Genomic DNA, 23,651 nt, shown 5'->3' on the forward strand with positions numbered 1-23,651 from the left:
CGGGGAAGGGCAGGAGCCCCGAATCTACTACCGGGCCGCTACACCCCGAAGCAGGGGCCGGGCTTTTTCCAGCAGCGAGAGGAATTCCTCACGCTCGGCGTTGCCCTCGGGTGTGGCCGCGCGGGCAATCTCGCGCACGGACTCGAAGCTCCAGCGGTCCGCGTGCGGGCTTTTCCGCAGCATTTCCGCCGCGCCCATCACCGCCGTGGCGAAGCGCAGGTCGGCGTTGGCTTCCTTGAAGGTACTGGCCAGTGCTTCGGCGGGGAAGCGGTAGGCGCGTTCCGTGGCGGACTCGCCGCGCGGTCGCTTCGCGCGCACGCGCACGGTGGCGAGGCCCTCGCCCGCACCCGGCTTCAGCTCCACTTCGTAGAGCGCGGTGACGGTGTGCCCGGAGCCAATCTCACCCGCGTCCACCCGGTCATTGCGGAAGTCGCGGTCCGCGATGTCCCGGTTCTCGTAGCCGATCAGCCGGTAGCGCGACACCTGCGCGGGGTCGAACTCCACCTGCAGCTTCACGTCCTGGGCAATGACTTCCAGCGTCCCGCCGAGCTGCTCCTGGAAGATGCGCCGCGCGGCCAGCAGCGAGTCCACGTAGTAGTGGTTGCCGTTCCCCTGGTCCGCGAGCTGCTCCATCATCGTGTCCTGGTAGTTGCCCATGCCGAAGCCGACGGTGGTGACGGTGACGCCTTCCTTCACGTGGCCGCGGATGCGCTTGAGGATTTCCTCGTGGCTCGTCGCGCCCACGTTGGCGTCGCCGTCGGAGAGGATGACGATGCGCGAGAGCGAGCCGCCATCCAGCGTCTTCATCGCCTCCTGGTAGGCCAGCTCGATGCCGGACGCCATCGCGGTGGAGCCGCCCGCGGACAGGTCCTCGATGGCGGCGTGGATGTGAGCCTTCTTTTCCATGCCCGTCGGTGGCAGCACGCGGCGCACGTTGCCCGCGTACGTCACCAGCGCCACCGTGTCTCCGTCGCGCAGGTTGTCCACCAGCATCCGCAGCGCGCGCTTCGCCAGCGGGAGACGGTCCGGAGACTGCATCGAGCCGGACACGTCCACGAGGAAGGTGAGGTGCGCGGGCTTGCGCTCGGACACGCTCACCCTGCGGCCCTGCACGCCCACGCGCAGCAGGTGACGTCCCTGCGTGAATGGTGACGGCGCGGCGTCCAGGTGCACGGCGAGCGGGCCGTCATTCGCAGCGGGCTCCGAGTAGCTGTAGCGGAAGTAGTTGACGAACTCCTCCACGCGCACGGCTTCCTTCGGTGGCAATGCACCATCCACCAGCTTGCGCCGCGCGAGTGTGTACGACGCCGTGTCCACGTCCACGGCGAAGGTGGACAGCCGGTCCTCGGCCGCCGTCACGAAGGGATTCACCCCGTAGTCCTTGTAGCCCTCGCCGGAGGATGAGGTGTCGGACGGTGCCGACTTGGTCGCGAGCGAGCCTCCGATGCCCTTTCCCCCGAGCGAGACGGAGCCCTGTCCGTACATGACTCCATTGTTCGGGCCGGGGCCGGCGAGGGAACTGCCAGCACCGTAGGCGACCGCTCCAATCCCGCGCCCCTTCGTGCCAATCGAGCCGATGCCACCGCCGCCAGACCCCTTGCCGCTCAGGCCCAGCCCTCTCGGCGCCTTGTCGCCACCCCCAGCTCCGACGCCGCTGAGGCCGAGTCCAGTGCCCATGCGGCCTTCGTCCGACTTCAATGCGGCACCGGACGGTGCGGGCGCGGCGGACTTCATCGCCGCTTCGAGCCGCGGATCCGCGCTCGCGACCATAGGCATCTTCGCCGCTGGCGCGGTGCGCGGGGCCGCCGCGGCGTTTTGGACCGGGGCCGTGGCGGGCGCGGCCATGTCACCCGCGCTGCCTTGCTTCTCCTGCTTCGCCTCGGCGGGGAGGGTGGATTTGGACCGCTGGTCCGCCGTTCCTCCAGTGTCCTCCCCTGAACGGCAGCCCGACACCGTGCTCCCCAGGACGAGTGCGCACACCACTCCCGTGACGGCCAGATGCATCCGCCTCATTCGCAGCCTCCGTTGTCGCTGATTCGCGAAGCCTTCCGACAGCGGCACGCGCGAAAAGGTTCCGGAGATGTCGCGGCGCGGTGTGGACTTCGCCCGACCAGGCCCACGTATCCGCGCACCACGCCAATGTGACGTACTTCGCGGCGACGGACGTGCAGTGGTTGGACACCACGCATCCGTTGGTCTGGGTGGCGGATGGCAGCCACGCGAGCTACCGCGACGAGAGCACCTGTGACAGCACCTACGAGGAGCTGGGCTGGGGGCTCGACAGCTGCCAGACGAACGCGAGCTACCGCTGGTTCACCTGGGCCGGAGGGAAGGGTACGCGTTCGGGCTACCAGGGTGGCGGTGTCATCAACGTGGGTGAGAAGACGCGCACGCTGAAGGGCCAGGAGTTCCTCAAGTACAACGCGCGCTGGGGTGAGGTGGGGAACAGCTCCAACACCTCAGGCGTGCGCGGCCCGGCGATGCAGGGCAACTGGACGCGCGACACCTGAGCCGTGGCGGCAAGGCTCCGCGGGGCGTGTTCGAGCCCCGCGGATTGCGCCAGTTGTTGCCGGGGCGACTGGCGGTGTGAGGTTCGTCAGTACGGGGTGTTCAAGTCCTCGGAGAAGACGGTGAGCGCCACCGTGCCGCGCGTCGCGCTCCGTCCTCCCGGGTACGTCACGAAGCGAGGCACCATCGGCTGCACGTCGCGGAGCCTCTGGTCCGCCCTCCGCGTCATGTCCTTCGCGGCGCAGCGGCGGGCGGATGCCTCCGTCGAGTGATTGTGCTTCGTGCAGAGCATGGGTCTGTCAGGCGGCGTGAGGACTACGTGCTGGGCGGCAACTCCACCGCGAAGACGTCCACGATGTTCAGTGCGAAATGGTGGTGCACGGCTTTCCACCACGGTGCGGTTGTGAGCGCGGTGGCGAAGGCCCTGTCACAGAAATCGAGCCACTTCCACCGCAAACACGTCGACCCTGCCGGAGACGACGAAGGCGAGGTAGGTAATAGCTCCAACACCTCAGGCGTGCGCGGCCGGGCGCTGCAGGGCAACTGGACGCGCTACGTGGGCGGGCTGGACCAGCGGGCCTACTCCCGGAGGGAGCCGCTCATCCGCCAGGTGCTCGCGCTGGTGCTGGTGGTCTACGGGATTCGACTGCTGGTGACGGGGCAGGGCGTGCGCGGCCCGCTGATGCGGGCAACGGGACGCGCGACACCCGAGGCGCCGCGCGTCCTGCCATGCAGCGGACTACTGCGGTGCGCACTCGAAGCAGCGGATGGCGCAGTAGGTGCCCGAGCCATCGCACTGCGGGCACTCGCGCTTGCCGCCGGAGCAGGCCATCGCCTCGACCTCGCCCGTGGGCGCGGCCGGCGGAATGCAGTCCAGGCACGCGTCACCGCAGTAGGTGCTGAGGCCATCACACGACGTGCACAGGTACTGGCCCTTGGGACATCCGGCGGCCTCCTGCACCTGCTGCGACTCCTGCGGTTCCTGCGCCTCGGGTGACTGGCTGGGACCACAGCCAACGGTCAGCACCAACGCCAACGCCGCGGACCATGCGAGCAACTTGGAGCTCATGATGTTTCCTCTGTGAGGGGGAAGGGGACTGCACCGCTACGCTAGCCGCTTGCCCTCACTGCGAAGAAGCGCGTGCCATCGCGCTGCAATCCGACAGGAACGATGTGTCGGCCGTGGCGATGACAGCGGAGCGCGTCTACGTTCATGGAATGACGCACGTGGACGCCGACATGTGGACGCTGCCCTGGCGCGGGCTGGGGCTGAGCAGCAACCTGAGCACGGCGGACGTGCCTCAACCGTATCGACTGCTGGACGCGTCTCCGGGTCTCTTCGACTACGTCGAGTACAGCGCGCCGCTGTCGCTCGAAGAGGCAAAGGCGCATGCGTCGCTGTTCCCGGAGATGTGGCGCCGTCGCGCCGATGTGCCGGTGCTCTTCCACCCCGTGCATCTCAACCTCTGGGGCCCGGAACTGGAGCCGGCGTCGGCGCTCGCGGAATTGGACGCGCATGCGCGCACGGTGGGCAGTCCGTGGGTGGGCAACGACGTGGGCTGGTGGCACGTGGGCGGCCAGCCCTTCCCGGGCTACCTCTACTTCACGCCGCCGTTCAACGCGGCGGGCCTCGCGGACTGCGCGGCGCATGCGCTCCACGTGCAGCGGCACCTCTCCATGCCCCTGGTGCTGGAGAACCCCGCAGTGCTCGCGCGCCGAGGCGAATGGCACGTGCTGGATTTCATGTCCCGGCTGCACGCGCGCACCGGGCTTCCGCTGCTCCTGGACCTGGGGCACCTCTTCAGCCACCAGCTCTCCGCGGGCCTGCCGCTGGAGGCGGGGCTGGACGGCTTCCCGCTCGACCAGGTCATCGAAATCCACCTTGCCGGAGGTGTGGTGACGCGCCGGGGCTCGCGCCAGTTCTACGTGGATGACCACACGCAGCCGGTGCGCGAGGAATTGTTCGAGCTGCTGGAGTCACTCCTGCCGCGCTGTCCCTCGCTGCGCGCCGTCACCTTCGAAGGGGACGGACACCCGCCCGAGGTGGTCATGGTGTCGCTGCGCCGCCTGCGCAGGCTGGTGCCCGCGAGCGAGCGCCCCCCCCTGACGCTGCGCACGCCTCGTGACCTCACCGTGCCAACGCTGACCGGTGAGAGCCGGCCGTGGGAATTGTTCGACGCGGGCCACGGCGCCACGCCTGCAACCTCCGTGGAGGACGAGGAAGGGACGCTGGCGGACCGGGACTTCCGGCTGGCCGTGGTCGCGGAGGTGCTGGACCGCGAGTGGCCGCTCACGCGGCTGCTCGTCGCGGGAACGGGGGAGTCTCTCGCCGCCTTCACCGGCTCACCGGAGTACCGAGGCCTCTTCGGCGGCACGGGCCGCTCGCTGGGACAGGTCTTCTCCAAGTGGGCCATGCGGCGCCTGCGCGAGCACCCCGACGAAGGGGCCTCCGCGGCGCTGGCGGTGGAGATGCTCCTGCCCACGCTGTTCCTCCGCCCGGTACCGTCTCCGGGGCCGGGGCAGGTGGGCCTGGCGGAGGACGTGCGGCCGGGTGCCCTCCCGGCGGACCTGTCCGAGCTCGTCTTCGCCGCTCGCGCCGTGCGCCGTCACCTCACGGCCCGTGCGTGGGCCTGTGGCTCGCTGGAGCTGTCGGGCCTGGAGTCGCTGGCGCAGGTGGCTCGGCGGCCGGGCCAGGGGCCGTGGAGCTTCCTCGTCCGGCGCAGGGGCGGGGCGCACGAGGTGCTGACGGTGGCGCCCGCCCTGGCGGAGTGGGTGCGCAAGCTCGCCTCCCGCCCCATGTCGGTGGAGGAGGCGCCCCCCGCATTGCTGGCCGAGGCCCAGGGGCGCGGGCTGATCCGCTGGGGGTAAATCGTCTGGAAGTGGACCGAAGCCTTGCGCTGGCCCGTCCGGTGGGGTACGTGCGGCCGCCATGGCGTCCCCCCTCGTCGTCGGCATCGCGGGCGGCACCGCGTCCGGCAAGACCACCGTCGCCCGCAAGGTTCGCGAGGCGCTGGCCGATTGCCGCGTGGCCTTCATCGATCAGGACTCGTACTACCGGGACCTGAAGGACCTCCCGCTGGCGGACAGGCGCGAGGTGAACTTCGACCATCCGGATGCGTTCGACACGGACCTGCTCGTGAAGCACCTGCGCGAGCTGAAGTCCGGCCGGCCCATCCAGAAGCCCGTCTACGACTTCGTCACCTCGTCCCGCCAGCCGCGCACCATGGGCGTGGACCCGGGGGACATCATCCTCATCGAGGGCATCCTCGTCCTGCACATGAAGGAGGTGCGCGACGAGATGGACGTGAAGATCTACGTCGATGCGGATGACGACCTGCGCATCCTTCGCCGCCTCACCCGCGACATCAAGGACCGCGGCCGCGACTTCGACCACGTGGTGGGCCAGTACCTGCGCCACGTGCGCCCCATGCACATGGGCTTCGTCGAGCCGTCCAAGCACTTCGCGGACATCATCATCCCGCACGGCGGCAACAACGAGATTGCCATCGGCATGCTGGTGGGCGCCCTGCGCGGCAAGCTCTCCGGCGCACCGCCGCGCGAGTAGTCAGCAGCGCCGCAGGAAGTCGCCCAGCGGGCCAATCAGCCGGTCCGCGTCCGACAGGAGCGCGCCGTGGTCTCCAGGGCCCGGCAGCTCCAGCAGGCGCGCGCTCACGCCCGCCGCGGACAGAAGGTGGTACGTGTCCCGCACGCGACTCACCGGCGCCAGCACGTCCGACGAGCCCGCCACCAGCAGCACCCGCGAGCGGATGTGCTGGAAGCAGTCCGACACGTCGCCCCCCGCCCACGCCGAGCACAGCGTCGCCCAGGACACCGGGTCGAACGTGTCCGCGAACGCGTCGGCCTCCGCCTCCAGCGCCACCCGGGCGGACTCCGGGTCCGGCCAGCGCGAGGCGAGGTACTCGCGCCCGTACAGCAGCTTCTGGAAGTCCAGCCGCAGCCGGCGCATCGTCTTTCGCGGCAGCGTGTCCGGCCCGTAGAGTCCCTCGCGGAAGTCCGGGTCCGCGCGCAGCAGCTGCCAGGACAGGCCCAGCTTCTCGCGCACGCCCTCGGGCAGCGCGCGCGCCGTGCCCAGCGTCACCACGCCCGCGGCCAGGTCCGGGAAGAGCGCCGCCAGCCGCAGCGCCACCTGGCCGCCCAGGCCCACGCCCACCAGCGCGCGCACCTGCTTCAGCCCCAGCGCGCGCAAGCACGCGGACACGCCGCGCGCCATGTCCAGCACCGTGAGGGGCGGCATGTTGAGGCCCCAGCGCTCACCCGTCGCCGGGTCCGCCGAGGCCGGTGACGTGGTGCCGAAGGGGCTGCCCAGCAGGCCCGGCACCACCACCGGTGTGCTCTCCGGGTCCAACGCCAGCCCCGGGCCCACCAGCGCATGCGCCCAGCCAGACGGTTGGTAGGCCGAGTCCTCTAGTGGACCCAAGGCTCGGTGAGAATGGGAGACGTCGTGCAGCAGCACCACCGCTTTGCCGTCGGACGGTTCCCCGTAGCACTCCCAGGCCACCTGGGGATTGCCCAGAAGCTCCCCCTCCTCCAAGGGGAGCGGCGCGGAGAACAGGTGGGTGCCGGTGGCCTGGATCACGTTGGGGAATTTTCATATCACTGCCAGCTCCAACGCACAGGAGCCAGCCTCGTGAAGCGCTACTTCGGAGTCATCGTCATCATCGCGGGGGTGTTGCTGGCCGCCGTCATGAGCTACCGCAGCGCCAGTACCAAGGCACGGGAGGCCCAACGCGACGCGGATGCCCAACGCATCCAGGCCGAGTACCTGGAGCGCGTCGGCTGGATGCGCACCAACCCGAACGAAGCCACCTACAAGGAAGAGCTGAAGCCCTTCTTCCGGGCCTGGTTCGAGCAGGTGGACACGCACCTGACCCAGTTCGGCGGCAACAAGAAGTTCGACGGCTACCTGGAGGAGCTGGAGAAGCGCTCCGAGAGCGGCAAGGAGGAGCGTGCCGCGGACAAGAAGGCCTTCTACGAGTACACGCGCAAGGTGTTCGACAGCCTGCGCGAGGGCAAGTACAGCCCGGTGTGGACGGCCACGGACAAGGGCATGCGCCTGGACGTGGTGTCGTCGGACGTCGTGATGGTGATGGGCAAGCCGCAGATTCGCCTGCAGCTGGCGCTGTGGGGCGCGCAGCGCTCGCTCAAGGACGAGGGCAAGGTGCGGAAGATGATGACCAGCGCCTCGTTCGACACGGTGTGGAAGCTGACCGACGCGAAGGGGAAGCTGCTGGGCGAGATGCGCGGCGCCGACCCGTCGATGAAGGTGGACTTCCCGGAGCGCTACATTCCCCAGTTCCCCCCGCAGATGGTGCTGGGCCACTACGACCTGGACCAGCTTCCCAGCGGCGTGGCGAAGCTGGAGATGACCATCAACGTCTCGTCGCACAGCGCTTCCGGCGGTGACGCCACCGCCACCTACGTGTGGAAGCTGGACGTGCCCTCCGAGTGGAAGCTGGGCGCTGGCGAGACGTGGGAGGGCGCCACCCAGGAGGAGCGCCCCGAAGAGGAGATCGACCCGGACAAGTCGGCGAAGAACCAGTAGCCCCCCGGGAGGAGCGGCGCGGGATGCTGCCCGCGCCTACTCCACCACGGTGAAGTGCGACGCCAGCCGGTACGAGGACAGCGTGCCGGCGTCGTCGAGGAAGTAGAGGTTGAGGCGCACGTCCGCCTGGAGCGCGACGAGCCCCACGCCCACCCGGACCTCCGCGAGCACCTGGCCGCCGCGAGGGTCCACCGCCCGCACCCGCTCGCCCGGCACCAGCGTCACGCCCCGCGCGGTGCGGGCCGGGAGCGCGCGGATGAGCGGCTCGCCCGCGGCGCCCACGCGCCAGTCCACCGTGCCGTTGGCGGCCACGCGCGCGGCGGCCCCGGACGGGCTCGTCACCACCACCGCGCGCGGTAGCGGCGACAGCGCGTAGGGCCCCGGCCCCAGGTTCAGCGGCCGCTCCCAGACGCGCTTGCCCTTGGAGTCCAGGCACAGGAGGACGCCGTCGCGCTCGCGCTCCCCGGCGAGGAACACGCGTGGGCCCACGGGCAGTGGCAGGGAGGGATGGGTGAGGTCCGGCTCGTGTGTCCACACGGTTTCACCGGTGTGCGCGTCCGCGAGCAGCACCGCCCAGTGCGAGCCGCGCCCCAGCATGGACAGGAAGCGCCGGCCCCACGCCACCGGCGGGCAGTGGAAGGGCATGGGCGCGCGCATCCGGTAGCGCACCTGGCCGTCTTCCAAGTCGAGCCCGTAGAGGTAGCCCGAGTCGGTGCCCACCAGCGCGCGGTGGCCCTGGGTGGACAGCCAGCTTCGCTGCGTGCGCGGGGGGGCGAGGCGCCACACCTCGCGGCCGGTGGCCTCGGCGAAGGCGACGACGGTGCGGTCCTCGGAGAGGGTGAGCAGCAGCCCGTCCTTGCGCAGGAGCAGCGGGCCCAGGGGGATGCCGTCGTGGTCATGCAGCCAGCGCGCGCCCGCGCCCCGGCCGGTGAAGCCGTACACGCGCGTCATGTCCGCCGCCACCGCGTGTCCGTCCGCGGACGCCGCCACGCCCAGCGGCGCCGCGCGCTTCCACAGCAGCGTCCCGTCCTTGCGGGAGAAGGCCGACGCGAGCTGCGGCGCGCAGTACACCGGACCGTGCCGGCCCAGGAGCAGCTTCGCCTCCTCGGCGTCCGCCAGCCCGCGCTTCTCCCACAGCTTCTCGAAGCGCAGCCGGCGCAGGCGCCCGGGCACCTTCAGCGGCTTCGACGTGCCGCGTTCCGCACGGGCCTTCCGCTCCCGGGCCGCGCCCTGCGCCTCGGGGGGCTGCACCGCGCCGCGCAGGTGGGACAGGCCCTCGCGGCAGCGCTCCGCCAGCTCCACCAGGTAGGGGTTGCCCACCTGCGTGCGGTCGGACTCCGCGAAGGTGGCGGCCAGGGACTCGCCCAGGTGGAAGAGGGCCCCGGCCAGCGCCTTGGCGTCGAGCGGGAAGGGCGTGCCGGTGCGCCCGGGCTTCGCCTTGCCGGCCTTCAAGTCCAGCACCAGCACCGGCCGCGCGCCCGCGGGGGCCAGCTCGAAGCGCTCCTCGCCCAGCTCCACCGCGCGGGCCAGCTCCACCGCCTGCCGCGACAGCTCCAGCACCGCGAGGAAGGGCGGACCCGGGACGCGCCACGCCTCGGGGCGGCCCGGCAGCGCTAGCCACACCTCGCCCCCGGCCAGCAGCGGCGCCAGGCTTCCCGAGGTGCCCCGCTCGCTCGCACGGCCGGCGGACACTCCCACGTCGCGCAGCTCGAAGCCGAAGCCGGGCACCTCCTGGGGCTCCACCCGCTTCGTGGAGGGCTTCGCACGCGCCTCCTCGGGAGGGCGGGCGGGGCGGCGAAGGACCTTCAGCGGCTCCCCCAGCGCCTGGGAGAGCGCCTGGGAGAGCGCCTTCGGGGCCACCCGGGTGACGTCCGCGAGGAAGCGCTCGGCGCCCTCCCGGACGGCCACCGCCAGCTCGTCCACCTCCACGCGCACCGGTGGCCGCAGCAGCCGGGCGGGGCGGGCGAGGCTCGCCACGAGCAATTCCACCTCCGGTCCTACCCGGCGCAGCACCAGTTCCAGGTGGGCTTCCGGCAGGGAAACCTGGGCCAGCCGCTGTCGCCCCCCATAAATGGCCGCAACTGAGCGCACCAGCGCGGGCACCACTTCTGCTAGAGACTCCTCCACGGCCCCGGACAGCAGGTCCACCCCGTCCAATTCCAGTGCGATGGAATCGAGCGGGGAAGTCGCGGGTTCGCGTTTCCAACGCTGTCCGATGCGTATGCGGGTCATCTTCTGCGGGTCATCTTCCGTTCGTTGACAAGCCAGTTTAGCGATGGCTAGCATCCGCCACCCATACGGACCTACATTTTTGTAACCGTTCGGAATTCTTGGGGAATACTCGATGACATTCTACGAGGCCGCGCTCCGTGTCCTGGAGAGCGAAGGTCGTCCCCTCCATTTTCTCGAAATCACTGAGAAGTCCATCCAGCAGAGCCTGCTTTCCCACGTGGGCAAGACGCCTGAGGTGACGATGCTGTCGCGCCTCGCTGCCATGGCGCGCCGCACGAGGGATCGCAAGGTGATTGTCACGGCGAAGGACACCTTCGCGCTGGTGGACTGGTCGATTCCCGAGGATGCGGAGGCCCTGGCACAGACTGGCGTAATCGAGCCACATCCGGAAGAGGATCTGCCGCCGCTGCGTCCGGCGGAGCGCCATCCGGAGCCTCGCGTGGACAACGTGAAGGTGGCGGGCCGGGGCAGCGACCGCAAGCGTCGCCGCGACGAGGAGGAGGAGCGGGGTGGTCGCCGCAAGCGCTTCCCGCCGCTGCCGGAGGTGGTGTTCGAAATCCTCAGCGAGGCGGAAGTCGCGCTGCGCACCGAGCAGATCATCGAGCGCGCCAAGGGCAAGGAGCTGTGCGCCGAGGAGACCACGGTGGAGGCGGTGCTCACCGCCCTGCTGGAGGACAACCAGCGCCGCATCGACGCCGGCCGCCGCCCGCAGTACTCCTTCAACAAGGAGTCCGGCGAGGTGACGCTGGAGCGCGCGGGCGCGCCGAGCGAGGCCCCGCCGCTGGAGCTGCAGGCCGCCTTCGCGCAGGCGCTGGGCATCCCCCTGGAGGCCGGGCGCCCCCTGTTGGGCAAGCCGGCCGCCGCGGCCGCCGCCGAGCCGCTGGTGGACGCCACGCTGCTCACCACGCTGCGCACCACGCTCAAGGACGCGCGCCGCGCCGTGGCGCGCGGGCTGCGCAAGCGCCTGGGCGAGCTGGACGTGGGCACGTTCGAGAAGTCCGTCGTGAAGATGATGCACGGGCTGGGCTTCCGCGAGCTGAAGGTGGCGAAGCGGTCCAAGGAAGGCCCGCTGCTCACCGCCCGCAAGCGCGAGGGCAGCGTGGAGCTGCGCTACGCGGTGCGCATGCTGAAGGGCGCGCCCGGCATCGACCGCAAGACGGTGCAGGAGCTGCGGCGGGATTTGGGCCACTACTCCGCGCAGGTGGGCCTGCTGGTGAGCGCCGGGGATGTGCGCGGCGACGCGCGCACCGAGGCGCAGGCCAGCGGCTCGCTGGTGATGCTCTGGTGCGGTGACGCGCTGGGCGAGAAGTTCCTCGAGGCGGAGACGGCCGTCACCGTCACCCGCGTGGAGCTGTACGAGGTCGACGAGACGTTCTTCGAGGCCGCGAAGCTGGATGCCGAGGAGGCCCAGAAGCGCCGCGAGGAGCGCCAGCGCGAGAAGCAGGCCCGGGGCGAGGGCGAGGAGGCTTCCGCGGAGGTCGCCCCCGGCGCGCAGGAGCGCGAGCGTCCGCGCGAGAAGCGCCGCCGCGAGCGCGAGGCCCGTGAGGCGCGCGAGGCGGAGGAGTCCGCCGAGGTGCCCGAGGCCGCGTCCGCCACCCCCGCCGCCGAGAGCGCTCCCCTCGCCGCGCCGCCCGCCGCACCCGTGCAGCAGGCGGGTGAGGACGAGGAGGGTGACGACGACGAGGAGGGCGACGACGAGGACCTGGAGGCCGCCAGCGCCTTCGTCGGAGGCGCCCGTCCCGAGGGTGCCGCCGCCGAGGGTGGTGCCGAGGGCGCCCAGGGCGATCGCAAGCGCCGCCGCCGCCGCCGTCGCGGTCGCCGCGGCCGTGGCAACCGTGAGGGTGCCGCCCCGGGGGCGACGCCTCCGGCCGAAGGGGCCGCCGCCGCTGCTGCTCCTTCCGCCGAGGCTCCGTCCGCTCCCGCGGGTGAGGCCACCGCCGCGCCGTCGGGTGAGGCTCCTGTCGCTCCTTCCTCCGAAGCCACCCCGGCTCCGGCAGGGGAGGGCGCCAGCGCTCCCGCCGGTGAGGTCACCGCGGCTCCGGCGACGGAGGGCACCGTGGAGACCGCCGCCGCCCCCACGGGTGAGTCCGCCCCGGAGCCCGGGGCCGAGGCGTCCGCGCCTGTCGGCTCCCCGACTCCCGCCGAGTCGCAGGAGGTGCGAGAGGCGACCGAGCGTCGCGAAACGCCGCCTCCGGATTCGTCTGAGGGAGGCCAGGGCTGACAGGGGACCGCAGGCGGGCGGGGAATGGCCGGCGCCGTCGCGCCCCGGGTGTTAACCTGGGGGTGCGATGAAGCCGGCCCTGGTGCTCGCCTCCTGCGTCGTCCTTCTCGGTGCCTGCCGTCCGCAGGCGCCGCGCTACCCGGTGGCGCCGGTGGAGGTCTCCGGCACCACCGTGCGGGACAACGCCCTGCTGGGGCTCGCGCCCGAAGGGGTGGCGACGCTCTTCACGGAGGCGTTGAAGTCCTCCGGCCGCTTCGACCCCCAGGCAGAGGACGCGCCCCGAGAGGTGCGCCCCTGGAGGCTGACGCTGGACGTGCCCTTCACCCGCGAGGTGCTGAAGGACGGAGACCCGCGCAGCTATGCCGAGGTGGGTGCCAGCCTCACGCTGGAGCGCTTCGGTGGAGACCTCCCCCAGCACTACGAGGTGGTGGGACTGGGTGAGGCGCCCGTTGCGAAGGACTCGCCCACCGGGCGTCAGGAGGCCATGCGCGTGGCGCTCCAGAGCGTGCTGCGCCAGGTGACGGACTCCGCCGTGTTGCAGCTCGCCGCGCTGGAGCGCACCGACGACGCGCTCGTGCAGGACCTGCGGGCGGACGATTCGCGCCTGCGCGACGTCGCCCTGCACACGCTGGCGGACCGCCAGCATCCGGCCGCCGCGCCGTTGCTCATCGAGCAGCTCAAGGACGCCACCGACGCGGACTCGCTGCGCAAGACGATGGGGACGCTGGTGGAGATGAAGGCGCGCACCGCGGTGCCCGTGCTCATCGACCTGGCGCGGGGCAAGGAGCTGGGCTTCGTGCAGGAAATCGTCTTCGCGGTGGGCGAGATTGGCGGCCCCGAGGCGGAGGCCTACCTCTACACGGTGGCGCAGGGGCACGATGCGCCCGCGGTCCAGGCCGCGGCGCAGCAGGCGCTGGACACGCTCTACGCATCACGCAAGCACTCGACGGCGGAGGCGCGTGGCCCGGGCCACGCGGACTGAAATCCTGATGAAGCGTTCATTCGGCGTGGGGGCGGTGGCCCTGCTGGCCACCCTGGTGCTGGGCATCGGCTGCTCCAAGAAGAGGGTGGAGGCCGCGCCGAGGGCGGCGTCCACCGACAACGTGGCCCAGTTCTACCCGCTCGCGGTGGGCAACCGCTGGACGTACCGCCTCAATGGCATCGCCAACAAGCAGGTGACGGTGGAGGTCCTCAAGCAGGAGGAGGGCTACTTCCTCGACAACCAGAACGGGCAGCTCGCGGTGGATGCCTACGGGCTGCGGGACGCCAAGCGCTACCTGCTGCGCGGGCCGCTGGAGGTGGGCCACTCGTGGACGAACGTGGTGTCCGTGTCGTCCACGGAGCGCTACCGCATCGTCGGCGTCGGCGTGACGTGCCAGGCCCCCGCCGGCACCTTCCAGGGCTGCGTCCAGGTGGAGGGGCGCAACCGGATGGACGCCAATGCCACCCTGGTGAACACCATGTCCTTCGCTCCCGGTGTGGGCATCGTCCGCCTGGACATCGCGGTGGAGGGGAAGGACGGCCAGCGCACGCCGCAGGTCCTCATGGAGCTGACGGGCTGGCGGCTCAGTGATGGCCAGGGCGGTGGACGGCCCGCCGCCGAGCCGGCTCCGGCCGGCTGAGCGCCCGCTGCGAGACGGGGCGCGGGACGGGGGCGACGTGGCGGGTTGAAAGCCCGGCCGCCCCTCCGTACCGTGGCGCTTCTTTCCGCGAGGGTTCTCCCGTGCCCGCCGATCCGACCGAGCAGACGCAGGAGGAGCTCATCCTGGGCTTCCTCTCCGAGAGTGGGAGCGACTTCACCTCCGGGGAGGCGCTCTCCGGCAAGCTGGGGCTGTCGCGCACCGCCGTGTGGAAGCGCGTGGAGGCGCTGCGCACCAAGGGCTACCGGATCGAGGCCATCTCCGCCCGGGGCTACCGCCTGCTGGAGGTGCCGGATCGGCTCACCTCGCTGGAGCTGGCCCCGCTGCTGACCACCCGTGACATGGGCCGCACGGTGCACCACCACGACTCGGTGGGCTCCACCAACGAGGTGGCCTTCCGGCTGGCGCAGGACGGCGCCGAGCATGGCGAGGTGGTGGTGGCCGAGCAGCAGACGGCTGGCAAGGGGCGCCGGGGACGTGCGTGGGTGTCCCCGCCGGGCCTCAACCTCTACTTCTCCGCCATCCTCCGCCCGGAGCTGCCGCCGCAGCGCGCCCCGGAGCTGACGCTGGTGGCGGCCGTGGCGCTGGCGGAGACGCTGCGTGAGCAGGGGACGGAGGCCGCCATCAAGTGGCCCAACGACGTCCACCTCGACGGGCGCAAGGTGGCGGGCATCCTCACGGAGCTGTCCGCCGAGCCCGAGCGCGTGCACTTCGTGATTGTGGGCGTGGGCATCAACCTCAACTCCCGGGCGGAGCACTTCCCGGAGGAGCTGCGCGAGACGGCCACCTCCCTGACCCTGGCCACCGGCCAGCGCGTGCCTCGCGCCCGCTTCGCCGCCGCCCTCTGGGGCCGGATGGAGGAGTGGTTGGACCGGTACCTCGAGGAGGGCTTCGACCCGGTGCGCGCCCGCTGGAAGGCGCTGTCCTCCACCCTGGGCCAGGACGTGCTGGTGCGCACGGACCGGCAGGAGCTGCGCGGGCGGGCCGAGGACATCGACCCGTCCGGCGCGCTGCTGGTACGGACGGAGGGGGGCTCGCTCGAGCGGGTGCTGGCGGGCGACGTGGAGCAACTGCGGCCCCGGAAGCCGGCACGCCCCAGGTAGGCCCGGGGAGGGCAGCCGTGGGGGCCGCCTTCGCGGTAGAGTGCGGGGCGTGATGCTTCTGGCCATCGACGTTGGCAATACCAACACCGTCCTTGGGGTCTTCGAGGGCCGGCGCCTGCTGGACCACTGGCGGGTGGAGACGAGTACCCGCCGCACCTCGGACGAGTACGGCATCCTCGTCCGCCAGCTCTTCACCCACAGCGGTGTCGACGCGACGAAGGTGTCCGCGGTGGTGGTGTCCAGCGTGGTGCCGCCGCTCCAGTTCAACCTGGAGAAGATGAGCGAGCGCTACTTCCGCACGCGCCCCATGTTCGTCGGGCCGGGCGTGAAGACGGGCATGCCCATCCTCTACGACAACCCGCGCGAGGTGGGCGCCGACCGCATCGTCAACGCGGTGTCCGCCTACGAGAAGCACCACTCGGGCGTCATCGTCGTGGACTTCGGCACCGCCACCACCTTCGACGCCGTGTCTCCGAAGGGTGAGTACCTGGGCGGCGCCATCTGCCCCGGAATCAACATCGCCATGGAGGCCCTGTTCCAGAATGCCTCCAAGCTGCCGCGCGTGGAGTTCGCGCGGCCCCCGCACGTCATCGGCCGCAACACCGTGCACTCCATCCAGTCCGGGCTCGTGTTCGGCTACGTGGGGCTGGTGGACGGCATCTGCGCGCGGATGCACGCGGACCTGGGCTTCCCGGTGCGGGTCGTCGCCACCGGAGGCCTGGCCGCGCTGGTGGCGAGCGAGTCCAAGGCCATCCACGAGGTCGACGAGTTCCTCACGCTCGAGGGCCTGCGCATCATCTACGGAAGGAATCACGCGTCATGACCACCGCAGTCCCCAACGCCGTCCCGGCGCCGCCCCCCGGCTGTCCCTTCAACGCGGAGTTCCTGCCGCCCAACCTGCGCAAGCACGTGGACCCGGCCGCGCCGGTGCCCCTGCGGATGATGGCGGCCAAGTCGCTGGTGCCGCTCAGCCCGTCGGACATGCTCGGCGCGCTCTACATGCTGACGTTCGACCCGGACGCCGGCGTGCGCGACACGGCGGCGAAGACGGCCGCCGGACTGCCGGACAAGATTCTGGGCTCCGCGGTGCGCGACGAGGAGGTGCAGCCTCCCGTGCTGGGCTACTTCCTGGGCCTGCTCAAGGGCAAGGAAGCCTACGCGGAGATGCTGGTCCTCAACGCCAGCACCCCGGACGACGCGGTGGCCGACGTGTCGAAGGACTGCTCCGCCAAGCTGGCGGAAATCGTCGGCCAGAACCAGCTGCGCCTGCTGCGCCACGAGGACATCCTCCGCAACCTGTGCGTCAACCCCAACGTCCCCGTGTCGCTCACCGACAACGTGTGCGACTTCGCGGTGCGCAGCGGGCTGGTGCTCGCGGACGTGCCGCAGATGAAGACGGCGCGCATCCGCCTCTTCGGCCCCGAGGCCGCCGAGGCCCCGCCGGACCCGGGCCCCACCGCCGAGCAGGTCCTCCAGGAGTTCCAGGAGGTGGCGGCGGAGGACGCCGCGCCCATGGAGGAGGGCAAGAGGCTCACGCTCGCCCAGCGGGTGATGAAGATGTCCATCGCGGAGAAGATCAAGCTCGCCACGCTGGGCAACAAGGAAGCCCGCGGCACGCTCATCCGCGACACCAACAAGCTGGTGGCGGTGGCCGTCATCCGCAGCCCGCGCATCACCGACGGCGAGGTGCTCACCTGCGCGGCCAACAAGGCGATGATGGATGACGTGCTGCGCGTCATCTACAACAACCGCGAGTGGACGAAGAACCAGAAGGTGAAGCTCGCGCTGGTGAAGAACCCCAAGGTGCCGCTCACCATCACCATGAAGTTCCTCAACTCGTTCCGCGACGCCGAGCTGAAGGACCTCGCCCGCGACAAGAACGTGCCCGCCGCCGTGCAGTCCTTCGCGAAGAAGCTCCACGAGAAGAAGACGGCCCCGAAGAAGCAGGGGTAGGGCAGGGCGGGGGCGCGGCCCCGGGCAGTAGTCAACGCCCGGGGCTCGACTCAGGACTTCAGGCCGCGGCCTCGTCGGCGTCCGCCACGGCGGAGGCCGGCTCATCCAGGAGCTGCTGGGCGATGGCGAGCGCCTTCTTCGTCTTCTCGCGCAGCTTCTCGTCGTTCTTGATGCGCGCGTAGAGCTTCGTCACGCGCTCCTCGTCGCGCACCGCGGCGGCCTCCAGCTCGCTGATGCGCTTGCGCAGCTCCTCGGCCTCCTCGGCCGCGCGGGTGCCCTGCTCGGACAGCTGCGCGTTGGCCTCCTCGAGCTGCGTCTGCAGGGCCTCGGCCTCGCGCTGCGCGGCGTCCACCTGGCTGCGCAGTCCTTCCGCCTCTTCCTGGGCGGCCTGGATGTCCGCTTCGAGCTGGCCGGTGCGGCCGCGCAGTTCCTCCACCTCGGCGCTCAGCGCCTGGGCCTGGGACTGGTGCTGGTCCACCTCCGTCTGGAGCGCGGACAGCTGCGCGGCGGCGCCGCGGGCCTCTTCCTTGGCGGCGGCGAGCTGCTGGTCCACGCGCTTGCGCTCCGTGGTCAGCGTCTCCGCGCGCGTGGTGAGCGTCTTGAGCTGCGCGTCGCGGCGGGCAATCTCGGAGTCGGCCGTGCTGGCCTTCTGCTCCAGCTCCAGGTGCTGGTCCTTGAGCTCGACGATCTCCTGGTCCTTCTGGTTCAGCTCCGTCTTCAGGCGGAGGATTTCCTTGTCCCGCTTGTTGACGGCGTCGCGCAGGGCGAAGGTGTCCTTGTCGTTCTTCCCGGTGGCCGCGCGCGCCGTCTCCAGCTCGGTGGCCTTGCCCTCCAGCTCGGTCTCCAGCTCGCGGACGCGGTCCTCGGCCTGGGTCGCCTGGCCCTGGGCGTCGTTGATCGCGCCCTGCAGCTCGGCCACCTTCGCGCGCAGGTTGCGCAGCTCCGCCGCGTCCGCCGCGGACATGGCCGGAGCCGCCGCCGTCACCGGGGGCGCGGAGGCGCGCGCGGGCGGGGGCGGCGTACGCGCGGGCGGCGGCGTCACGACGCGAACGGGCTCGGGCGGGCGCACGGGCTCCGGCGGCGGGCGCACGAGCTCCGGCGGCATGAAGCCCACCACCGTCTTCTCCGAGTCATCCAGCGCGTCGAGCGCGTCGTCCGCGTCCGAGCCCAGCGAGTCCAGCGAGGCGAAGTCCTCTTCCACGCCCTCCACCACCGCCTCCGGCGGGGCGATGACGGGCTCCTCGTCAATCGAAGGCTCGTTCTCGGGCGCGGCCATGTCGCTGAAGGCGGCGTCGAGGTCCAGCTCCTCGCCCTGCACCGCGGCCTCCTCGCCGGTGTCGACCGAGATTTCCTCGCCGAAGTCCGCCGTCATCGGCTCGTCGCCGAGCGCGTCCAGCGTGAGGCTCTCGTCCACCACGTCCTCGGACGCCGGGAGCTCCGGGAAGCCGATCAGCGCGCCCACGCGCTCCACCAGGAGGTTGGCGTCCACCGGCATGGCGACGTACTCGTCCGCGTGCGCCTTCAGCTTGCGGTGCTGCGCGAAGCCGTCCGGGTTGCCGACGATGACGATGGGGACGTTCTTGAGGTCGTCGTCCTTCTTCAGCTTGCCGCAGATGAGGTAGCCGTTCTGCCCCGCGGACAGCTCCACGGCGATGACGGTGAGGTCCGGCCGGTCGCGGCGAATCTGCTCCACGCTGCCCTTGCCGTCGGAGGTGTCCTCCACCGTGAAGCCTCGGGCCTCCAGCGCGGGACGCAGCGTGGCGGCGAGGGCGGTGTCGCTCTTTTCGACGATCAGGATTTTCTTGGACATGGAGGGACGGCCCGTCCTGCGGTGCGGCGCGCGCGTGAGCACCCCACGGGCGTCACCGCGCGAAATAGGAATACGCCGTCGAGGCTATCGGCCATGCAGGGGACCGTCAATGTTCCGCCCAGACGGAATCCCGGCCGCCCGGAGAGCGGGCAGGCGTCATGCAACGAACGTTTGGGAGGTGCCGGACGGCGGCGCGACTCAGCGAGGGAACGTCACCGTCTGCAAGGGGACGGAAGGGCGCGAGTGCTGCGCGGGTGCGGGCGAGAAGAGCGGCTCCTCGGACTGCGGCGGCTCCGACTTGCGGGCAATGGCCTCACCGCTGTCGCGCTCGGAGAGCATGCGGCGGATGTCGTCCTCGTCCATGTCGGTGACCATCTCGTAGACGATTTCGTCGTCCCGCCAGGTGACGACGTTGTAGCCCTGCGCGGAGTCCACCTCCACCGCCTTCAGGGCCTGGACTCTCGGCGCCGCCGCGTCGTCGTCGGGGACGACGAAGACACTCAGGCGGCGGCTCGGCTCACCTTCCTTCTGCGGCAGCGTCTCGTAGCTGATGAACGCCACTTCCCTGCCGTTGAGGATGGAGATGCGGCCCCCCAGCGGCTTCGCCTTGGGCAGCTGGGGCAGGGTGACGCGCGGGTCCACCTTGTCCTTGAACCACTCCTCCATCTGCTCGGGCGACGCGGAGGCAATCTCGAAGGGCAGCACCTTGTTGTGGCGCTGGATGGCCTCGCGGCGGGCCAGACGCAGGCGCTGCTCGGACTGGTAGGCCACCCAGCCTCCGCCCACCGTCACCACCACCAGGGCCATGGCGCCCGCGCGCAGCCACACGCCGTACTGCGCGCGGCGCTGCTCCCGCTTGAGGCCCACCTGGAGGCCCGCGCGCAGGGAGGCAGGAGCCTGCATCCCCTGGACGGAGTGGCGCGCGGCTCGCCGCAGCGCCAGCTTCATCTGCGTCTCCTCCTCCACGCGGCGCTGACATGCGGCGCAGCCGGAGAGGTGCGTTTCGAGGTCCACCCGCTCCTCCGGCTGGAATTCGCCGTCGAGGTACGGATAGAGGAGCCGTTCGAGTTCCTGGCAGGTCATGGGCGCGCGGGAGGAACCTGTTTCTACCCTGTCTTCTTCCTGTTCCGATACTCTTCGAGATCCGCGGGGGCGTTCACCGGCTCACCATCATGCCGGAATACACCCTGGCCCACCGCGTACTCGCGCAGGTTCTTCTGCAAGAGCTTGCGCCCGCGGAACAGCCGGCTCATCACCGTGCCCACGGGGCACTCGAGAATCTCGGCGATCTCCTTGTAGGAGAACTCCTGCAGGTCCGCGAGGATGACCACCAGCCGGAAGTCGATGGGCAGCGCGTCGATGGCGCGCAGCACGTCGTCCGACAGGAGCCGGTCGAAGAAGTACTGCTCCGGGTTGGCCGCGAAGTCCGTCGCGTCCCGGCTCACGAAGCGCTCGTGCACCGCCTCGCGCTCCACGCCCTCCACCACGGTGCGCTCCTTCACCTTCCGGCGGTACCGGTTGATGAAGGTGTTGGTGAGGATCTTGAAGAGCCAGGCCTTGATGTTGGTGCCCCGCTCGAACTTGTCGAAGAAGCGGTAGGCCCGCATGCAGGTGTCCTGCACGAGGTCCTCCGCATCGCGCTCGTTCTTCGTCAGCCGCAGGGCGGCGGAGTAGAGCGGGTCCAGATGGGCCAGCGCCAGCTCTTCGAATTCCTGCTTCGTTCGGTTGGGTTGCCTGAAGTCCAACATGTCCCGCCTTCCAAGGGCCCGAAACAATTGGGGAATGAGTTGTCGCCTGCCCATCAATGTATGCACGGGAACAGACTGGGCAACAACGCCATCCCTGCTACACCCGGCCGCACGCCCGCTTCGGGAACACCAGACGCTCGCCAGGAGAAGTTATTCCCCACCAGGAATAACGAACGGGGAGGCCGGATGTCGCCATCCGAACCTCCCCGCCGGGTCCTGCCTGACTGCCTGCCTGCTGGGCCTACTTGCGGCCGGCGAGCGCGTCCGCCAGGGGCACGTAGTCGTAGCCCATGTCCTTGGCGACGGCCTCGTAGGTGACGTGGCCGTTGTAGGTGTTCATCGCACGGGCCAGGGCGCGGTCGGACTTCACGGCCTCCACCAGGCCCATGTCGGCGATCTTCCGCGCGTACGGGCGGGTGGTGTTGGTGAGCGCGTACGTGGACGTCTGCGGCACCGCGCCGGGCATGTTGGCCACGCAGTAGTGGACGACGCCATGGACCACGAAGGTCGGGTTGTCGTGGGTGGTGGGCTTGCAGGTCTCGATGCAGCCACCCTGGTCCACCGCGACGTCGACGACGACGGAGCCGGGGCTCATCTCGGCGATGAGGGCCTCGGAGACGAGCTTCGGGGCCTTGCCGCCGGGGATGAGCACGCCACCGATGACCAGGTCCGACTCGCGCACCGACTTGGCGATGCTCTCCGTGTCCGACGCCAGCACGCTGGTGCGGCCGAGGAACACGTCGTCCAGGTAGGTGAGGCGCTCCAGGTTGACGTCGAGGATGGTGACCTCGGCGCCCATGCCCACCGCCACCTTGGCGGCGCACAGACCCACCACGCCACCACCGATGACGGTGACGCGGCCGCGGCGCACGCCGGGCACGCCGCCCAGCAGGATGCCCTTGCCGCCGTGCGCCTTCTCCAGGCACGCGGCGCCCACCTGGATGGCCATCTTCCCGGCCACCTCGGACATGGGCTTGAGCAGCGGCAGGCTGCCGTCATCCAGCTGCAGCGTCTCGTACGCGACGGCCGCCGCCTTCTTCTTGAGCAACGCCTTCGTCAGCTCCGGGTCCACGCCGGCCAGGTGGAAGTACGTGTAGATGATCTGGCCGGGCTGGATGCGCTCGTACTCGGGCGCAATCGGCTCCTTCACCTTGACGATCATCTCCGCGCGCTTCCAGACCTCGTCCGCGCTGGCGACGATCTGCGCGCCGACGCGCTGGTACTCCGAGTCGGGGATGCCGGAGCCGACGCCGGCGTTCGTCTCGACCAACACCGTGTGGCCCGCGCTCGTGAGCGCGCGCACACCCGCCGGAACCATGCCGACGCGGTACTCACGGGTTTTGATCTCCTTGGGAACTCCGACGATCACGACTGCCTCCAGAGGGGGACTTGAAATCGCGCGGACCCTACCCAAAACCCGGGGGGAATCAAGGCGCGCCTGGAAGCCGGATGCATGCCTCCGGTGAGCCGGAGTAACCCCTCACGTATGACGCGCGGCGTTGAATGCGATGCGTCTGTCGGCGCTTCGACGTCGAAGAAACGCGGGGCCGGTGGTAGTTGAGGAAGGCATGACGTCCGCACCGAAGCTGCTGTTCGCCGACCCCAAGGGCCGGGTGATGGAGCATCCCTACCTGCTCGCCACGCTGCGCAGCGGGGAGGAGCTCGTCCCTCCGCAGGACAAGCCCATCCCCCTGCCGGAGGCCGGACGGCTCGTGCACCTGCCCGGCCGCCTGCCCGTGGGGCTCCACCCGGAGACGGGAGAGCTGGAGCTGGTGCGGGAGATGAAGGTGGGCGGAAAGACCTTCGTGCCCAACGCGGTGGGCGCGCTGCTGCCGCCGGGCTACACGCGCACGTTCCTCCCCGGCGAGGTGAAGGGCAACGGGCCGGTGCTGCCGCAGTGGGCGTACACCGCCGCGGCGTGGGTGGGCGAGGGCCCGGTGGCGTGGGCCATTCATACGGACCGCCGCTCGCATTGGGATCCGGAGCGCTACTCCACGCCGGAGATGAAGGCGCTGGTGGAGCAGCACATGAAGCGCTTCCCCGACAACCGGGTGCTGAAGCAGCTCAAGACGTGCGCGCTCATCTACCGGTGCTTCACGTCGCAGAACACGTTCTACGTGCGCGACGAGGCCGCCATCCCCGCGTCCGTGATGTGCAACGCGCGCTGCGTGGGCTGCATCTCCGACCAGCCCGCGGACGGGCCGCCCGCCTCGCACGAGCGCATGGACGACGGGCCCACCGGCGAGGAGATGGGACAGATTGGCCTGTTCCACCTCCAGCACGCGCCGGGCCGCACCATGGTCAGCTTCGGTCAGGGCTGCGAGGGTGAGCCCCTCACGCGCTGGAAGCAGATTGCCGAAGCCATCCGCTACATGCGCGCGCACAGCGACCAGGGCTCCATCAACATCAACACCAACGCCAGCCTCACCCAGGGGCTGGAGGCGCTGTTCGACGCGGGGCTGGACGCCATCCGCGTGTCGCTCAACTCGGCGGTGAAGGACCTCTACGAGGCCTACTACAAGCCGGTGAAGTACGGCTGGGAGGACGTGGAGGCGTCCATTGCACTGGCGCGTGAGCGCGGCGCGTACCTGGCGCTGAACCTGCTCCTGTTCCCCGGCGTCACCGACCGCGAGGGCGAGGTGAAGGCGTTGGAGCGGCTGGTGAAGAAGTACCGCGTGGACCAGGTGCAGACGCGCTCGCTGTGCATCGATCCGCTCCAGTACCTGGAGGTGGCGCGTGACAAGGGCGCGGGCGGCGAGCCCGTGGGCATCCGCACGCTCCTGCAGCGGCTGAAGGCGGCGCGGCCGGGGCTCGTCATCGGCAATTTCGCGCGCGGCCTGGACGAGCGGGAGAACGCGGCCGGACGCGGGTAG

General features: G+C 70.6%; 20 protein-coding genes. 11 read left to right on the plus strand and 9 right to left on the minus strand.

Translation table 11 applies throughout. The features are described 5' to 3' along the window. Positions 1–27 precede the first annotated feature (27 nt). Entirely contained in the window at positions 28–1,677 is a 1,650-nt protein-coding gene (locus OV427_RS43240) for a vWA domain-containing protein (protein WP_267862083.1), read from the minus strand. 416 nt (positions 1,678–2,093) lie between these two features. Between OV427_RS43240 and OV427_RS43245 the strand changes: the two genes are divergently transcribed. Then, entirely contained in the window at positions 2,094–2,510 is a 417-nt protein-coding gene (locus OV427_RS43245) for a hypothetical protein (protein WP_267862084.1), read from the plus strand. A gap of 86 nt (positions 2,511–2,596) precedes the next feature. Here the strand turns inward: OV427_RS43245 and OV427_RS43250 are convergent, their stop codons facing one another. Then, positions 2,597–2,800 (minus strand): hypothetical protein, encoded by a 204-nt coding sequence (locus OV427_RS43250; RefSeq protein ID WP_267862085.1) that lies wholly within the window; start codon positions 2,798–2,800, stop codon positions 2,597–2,599. 447 nt (positions 2,801–3,247) lie between these two features. Further along, positions 3,248–3,577, minus strand: coding sequence for a hypothetical protein (locus OV427_RS43255; RefSeq protein WP_267862086.1), 330 nt, complete (start codon positions 3,575–3,577; stop codon positions 3,248–3,250). A gap of 119 nt (positions 3,578–3,696) precedes the next feature. On the opposite strand from OV427_RS43255, the gene OV427_RS43260 reads away from it, so the two are divergent. Both OV427_RS43260 and udk read left to right on the plus strand, forming a co-directional pair. Next, the gene (locus OV427_RS43260; RefSeq protein ID WP_267863574.1) at positions 3,697–5,376 is read left to right on the plus strand and encodes a DUF692 domain-containing protein; all 1,680 of its coding nucleotides are present in this window, start codon (positions 3,697–3,699) and stop codon (positions 5,374–5,376) included. Between the two features lie 61 nt (positions 5,377–5,437). Continuing rightward, the gene (gene udk, locus OV427_RS43265; protein ID WP_163992647.1) at positions 5,438–6,073 is read left to right on the plus strand and encodes a uridine kinase; all 636 of its coding nucleotides are present in this window, start codon (positions 5,438–5,440) and stop codon (positions 6,071–6,073) included. Here udk and OV427_RS43270 read toward each other — a convergent pair whose 3' ends face one another. Next, positions 6,074–7,105, minus strand: coding sequence for an alpha/beta fold hydrolase (locus OV427_RS43270; RefSeq protein ID WP_267862087.1), 1,032 nt, complete (start codon positions 7,103–7,105; stop codon positions 6,074–6,076). A 51-nt stretch (positions 7,106–7,156) separates the two neighbouring features. On the opposite strand from OV427_RS43270, the gene OV427_RS43275 reads away from it, so the two are divergent. Next, a complete protein-coding gene (locus OV427_RS43275; protein WP_267862088.1) occupies positions 7,157–8,071 on the plus strand; it encodes a type II secretion system protein in 915 nt (304 codons plus the stop codon). A gap of 36 nt (positions 8,072–8,107) precedes the next feature. On the opposite strand, the gene OV427_RS43280 is transcribed toward OV427_RS43275, so the two are convergent. After that, positions 8,108–10,303: a PQQ-binding-like beta-propeller repeat protein gene (locus OV427_RS43280; protein ID WP_267862089.1), complete on the minus strand. Its 2,196-nt coding sequence runs from the start codon at positions 10,301–10,303 to the stop codon at positions 8,108–8,110. Between the two features lie 112 nt (positions 10,304–10,415). On the opposite strand from OV427_RS43280, the gene OV427_RS43285 reads away from it, so the two are divergent. From OV427_RS43285 to OV427_RS43310, 6 genes are all read left to right on the plus strand, one after another. Continuing rightward, positions 10,416–12,524, plus strand: coding sequence for an HTH domain-containing protein (locus tag OV427_RS43285; protein WP_267862090.1), 2,109 nt, complete (start codon positions 10,416–10,418; stop codon positions 12,522–12,524). A 67-nt stretch (positions 12,525–12,591) separates the two neighbouring features. After that, entirely contained in the window at positions 12,592–13,506 is a 915-nt protein-coding gene (locus OV427_RS43290) for a HEAT repeat domain-containing protein (RefSeq protein ID WP_267862091.1), read from the plus strand. Further along, a complete protein-coding gene (locus OV427_RS43295) occupies positions 13,484–14,146 on the plus strand; it encodes a hypothetical protein (RefSeq protein ID WP_267862092.1) in 663 nt (220 codons plus the stop codon). Before OV427_RS43290 ends, OV427_RS43295 begins: the two co-directional genes overlap by 23 nt. Positions 14,147–14,247: 101 nt before the next feature. Continuing rightward, positions 14,248–15,267 (plus strand): biotin--[acetyl-CoA-carboxylase] ligase, encoded by a 1,020-nt coding sequence (locus tag OV427_RS43300; protein WP_267862093.1) that lies wholly within the window; start codon positions 14,248–14,250, stop codon positions 15,265–15,267. A gap of 52 nt (positions 15,268–15,319) precedes the next feature. Further along, positions 15,320–16,090 carry a type III pantothenate kinase gene (locus OV427_RS43305; protein ID WP_267863575.1) on the plus strand — a complete coding sequence of 257 codons (771 nt, stop codon included), beginning with the start codon at positions 15,320–15,322 and terminating at the stop codon, positions 16,088–16,090. Beyond that, positions 16,087–17,220, plus strand: a complete 1,134-nt coding sequence (locus tag OV427_RS43310) for a hypothetical protein (RefSeq protein WP_267862094.1) — start codon at positions 16,087–16,089, stop codon at positions 17,218–17,220. Before OV427_RS43305 ends, OV427_RS43310 begins: the two co-directional genes overlap by 4 nt. A 58-nt stretch (positions 17,221–17,278) precedes the next feature. Here the strand turns inward: OV427_RS43310 and OV427_RS43315 are convergent, their stop codons facing one another. From OV427_RS43315 to ald, 4 genes are all read right to left on the minus strand, one after another. Then, entirely contained in the window at positions 17,279–19,030 is a 1,752-nt protein-coding gene (locus tag OV427_RS43315; RefSeq protein WP_267862095.1) for a response regulator, read from the minus strand. Between the two features lie 198 nt (positions 19,031–19,228). Continuing rightward, complete coding sequence (locus tag OV427_RS43320; RefSeq protein WP_267862096.1) at positions 19,229–20,113, minus strand: anti-sigma factor family protein; 885 nt, start codon at positions 20,111–20,113, stop codon at positions 19,229–19,231. Positions 20,114–20,136: 23 nt separating this feature from the next. Then, complete coding sequence (locus OV427_RS43325) at positions 20,137–20,778, minus strand: sigma-70 family RNA polymerase sigma factor (RefSeq protein ID WP_163992624.1); 642 nt, start codon at positions 20,776–20,778, stop codon at positions 20,137–20,139. A 241-nt stretch (positions 20,779–21,019) separates the two neighbouring features. Then, a complete protein-coding gene (gene ald / locus OV427_RS43330; protein ID WP_163992622.1) occupies positions 21,020–22,147 on the minus strand; it encodes an alanine dehydrogenase in 1,128 nt (375 codons plus the stop codon). Positions 22,148–22,346: 199 nt separating this feature from the next. On the opposite strand from ald, the gene OV427_RS43335 reads away from it, so the two are divergent. Next, on the plus strand, positions 22,347–23,651 hold the full coding sequence (locus OV427_RS43335) for a radical SAM protein (protein ID WP_267862097.1): 1,305 nt from the start codon (positions 22,347–22,349) through the stop codon (positions 23,649–23,651).

The organism is Pyxidicoccus sp. MSG2 (genome assembly GCF_026626705.1).
Lineage (GTDB): Bacteria > Myxococcota > Myxococcia > Myxococcales > Myxococcaceae > Myxococcus.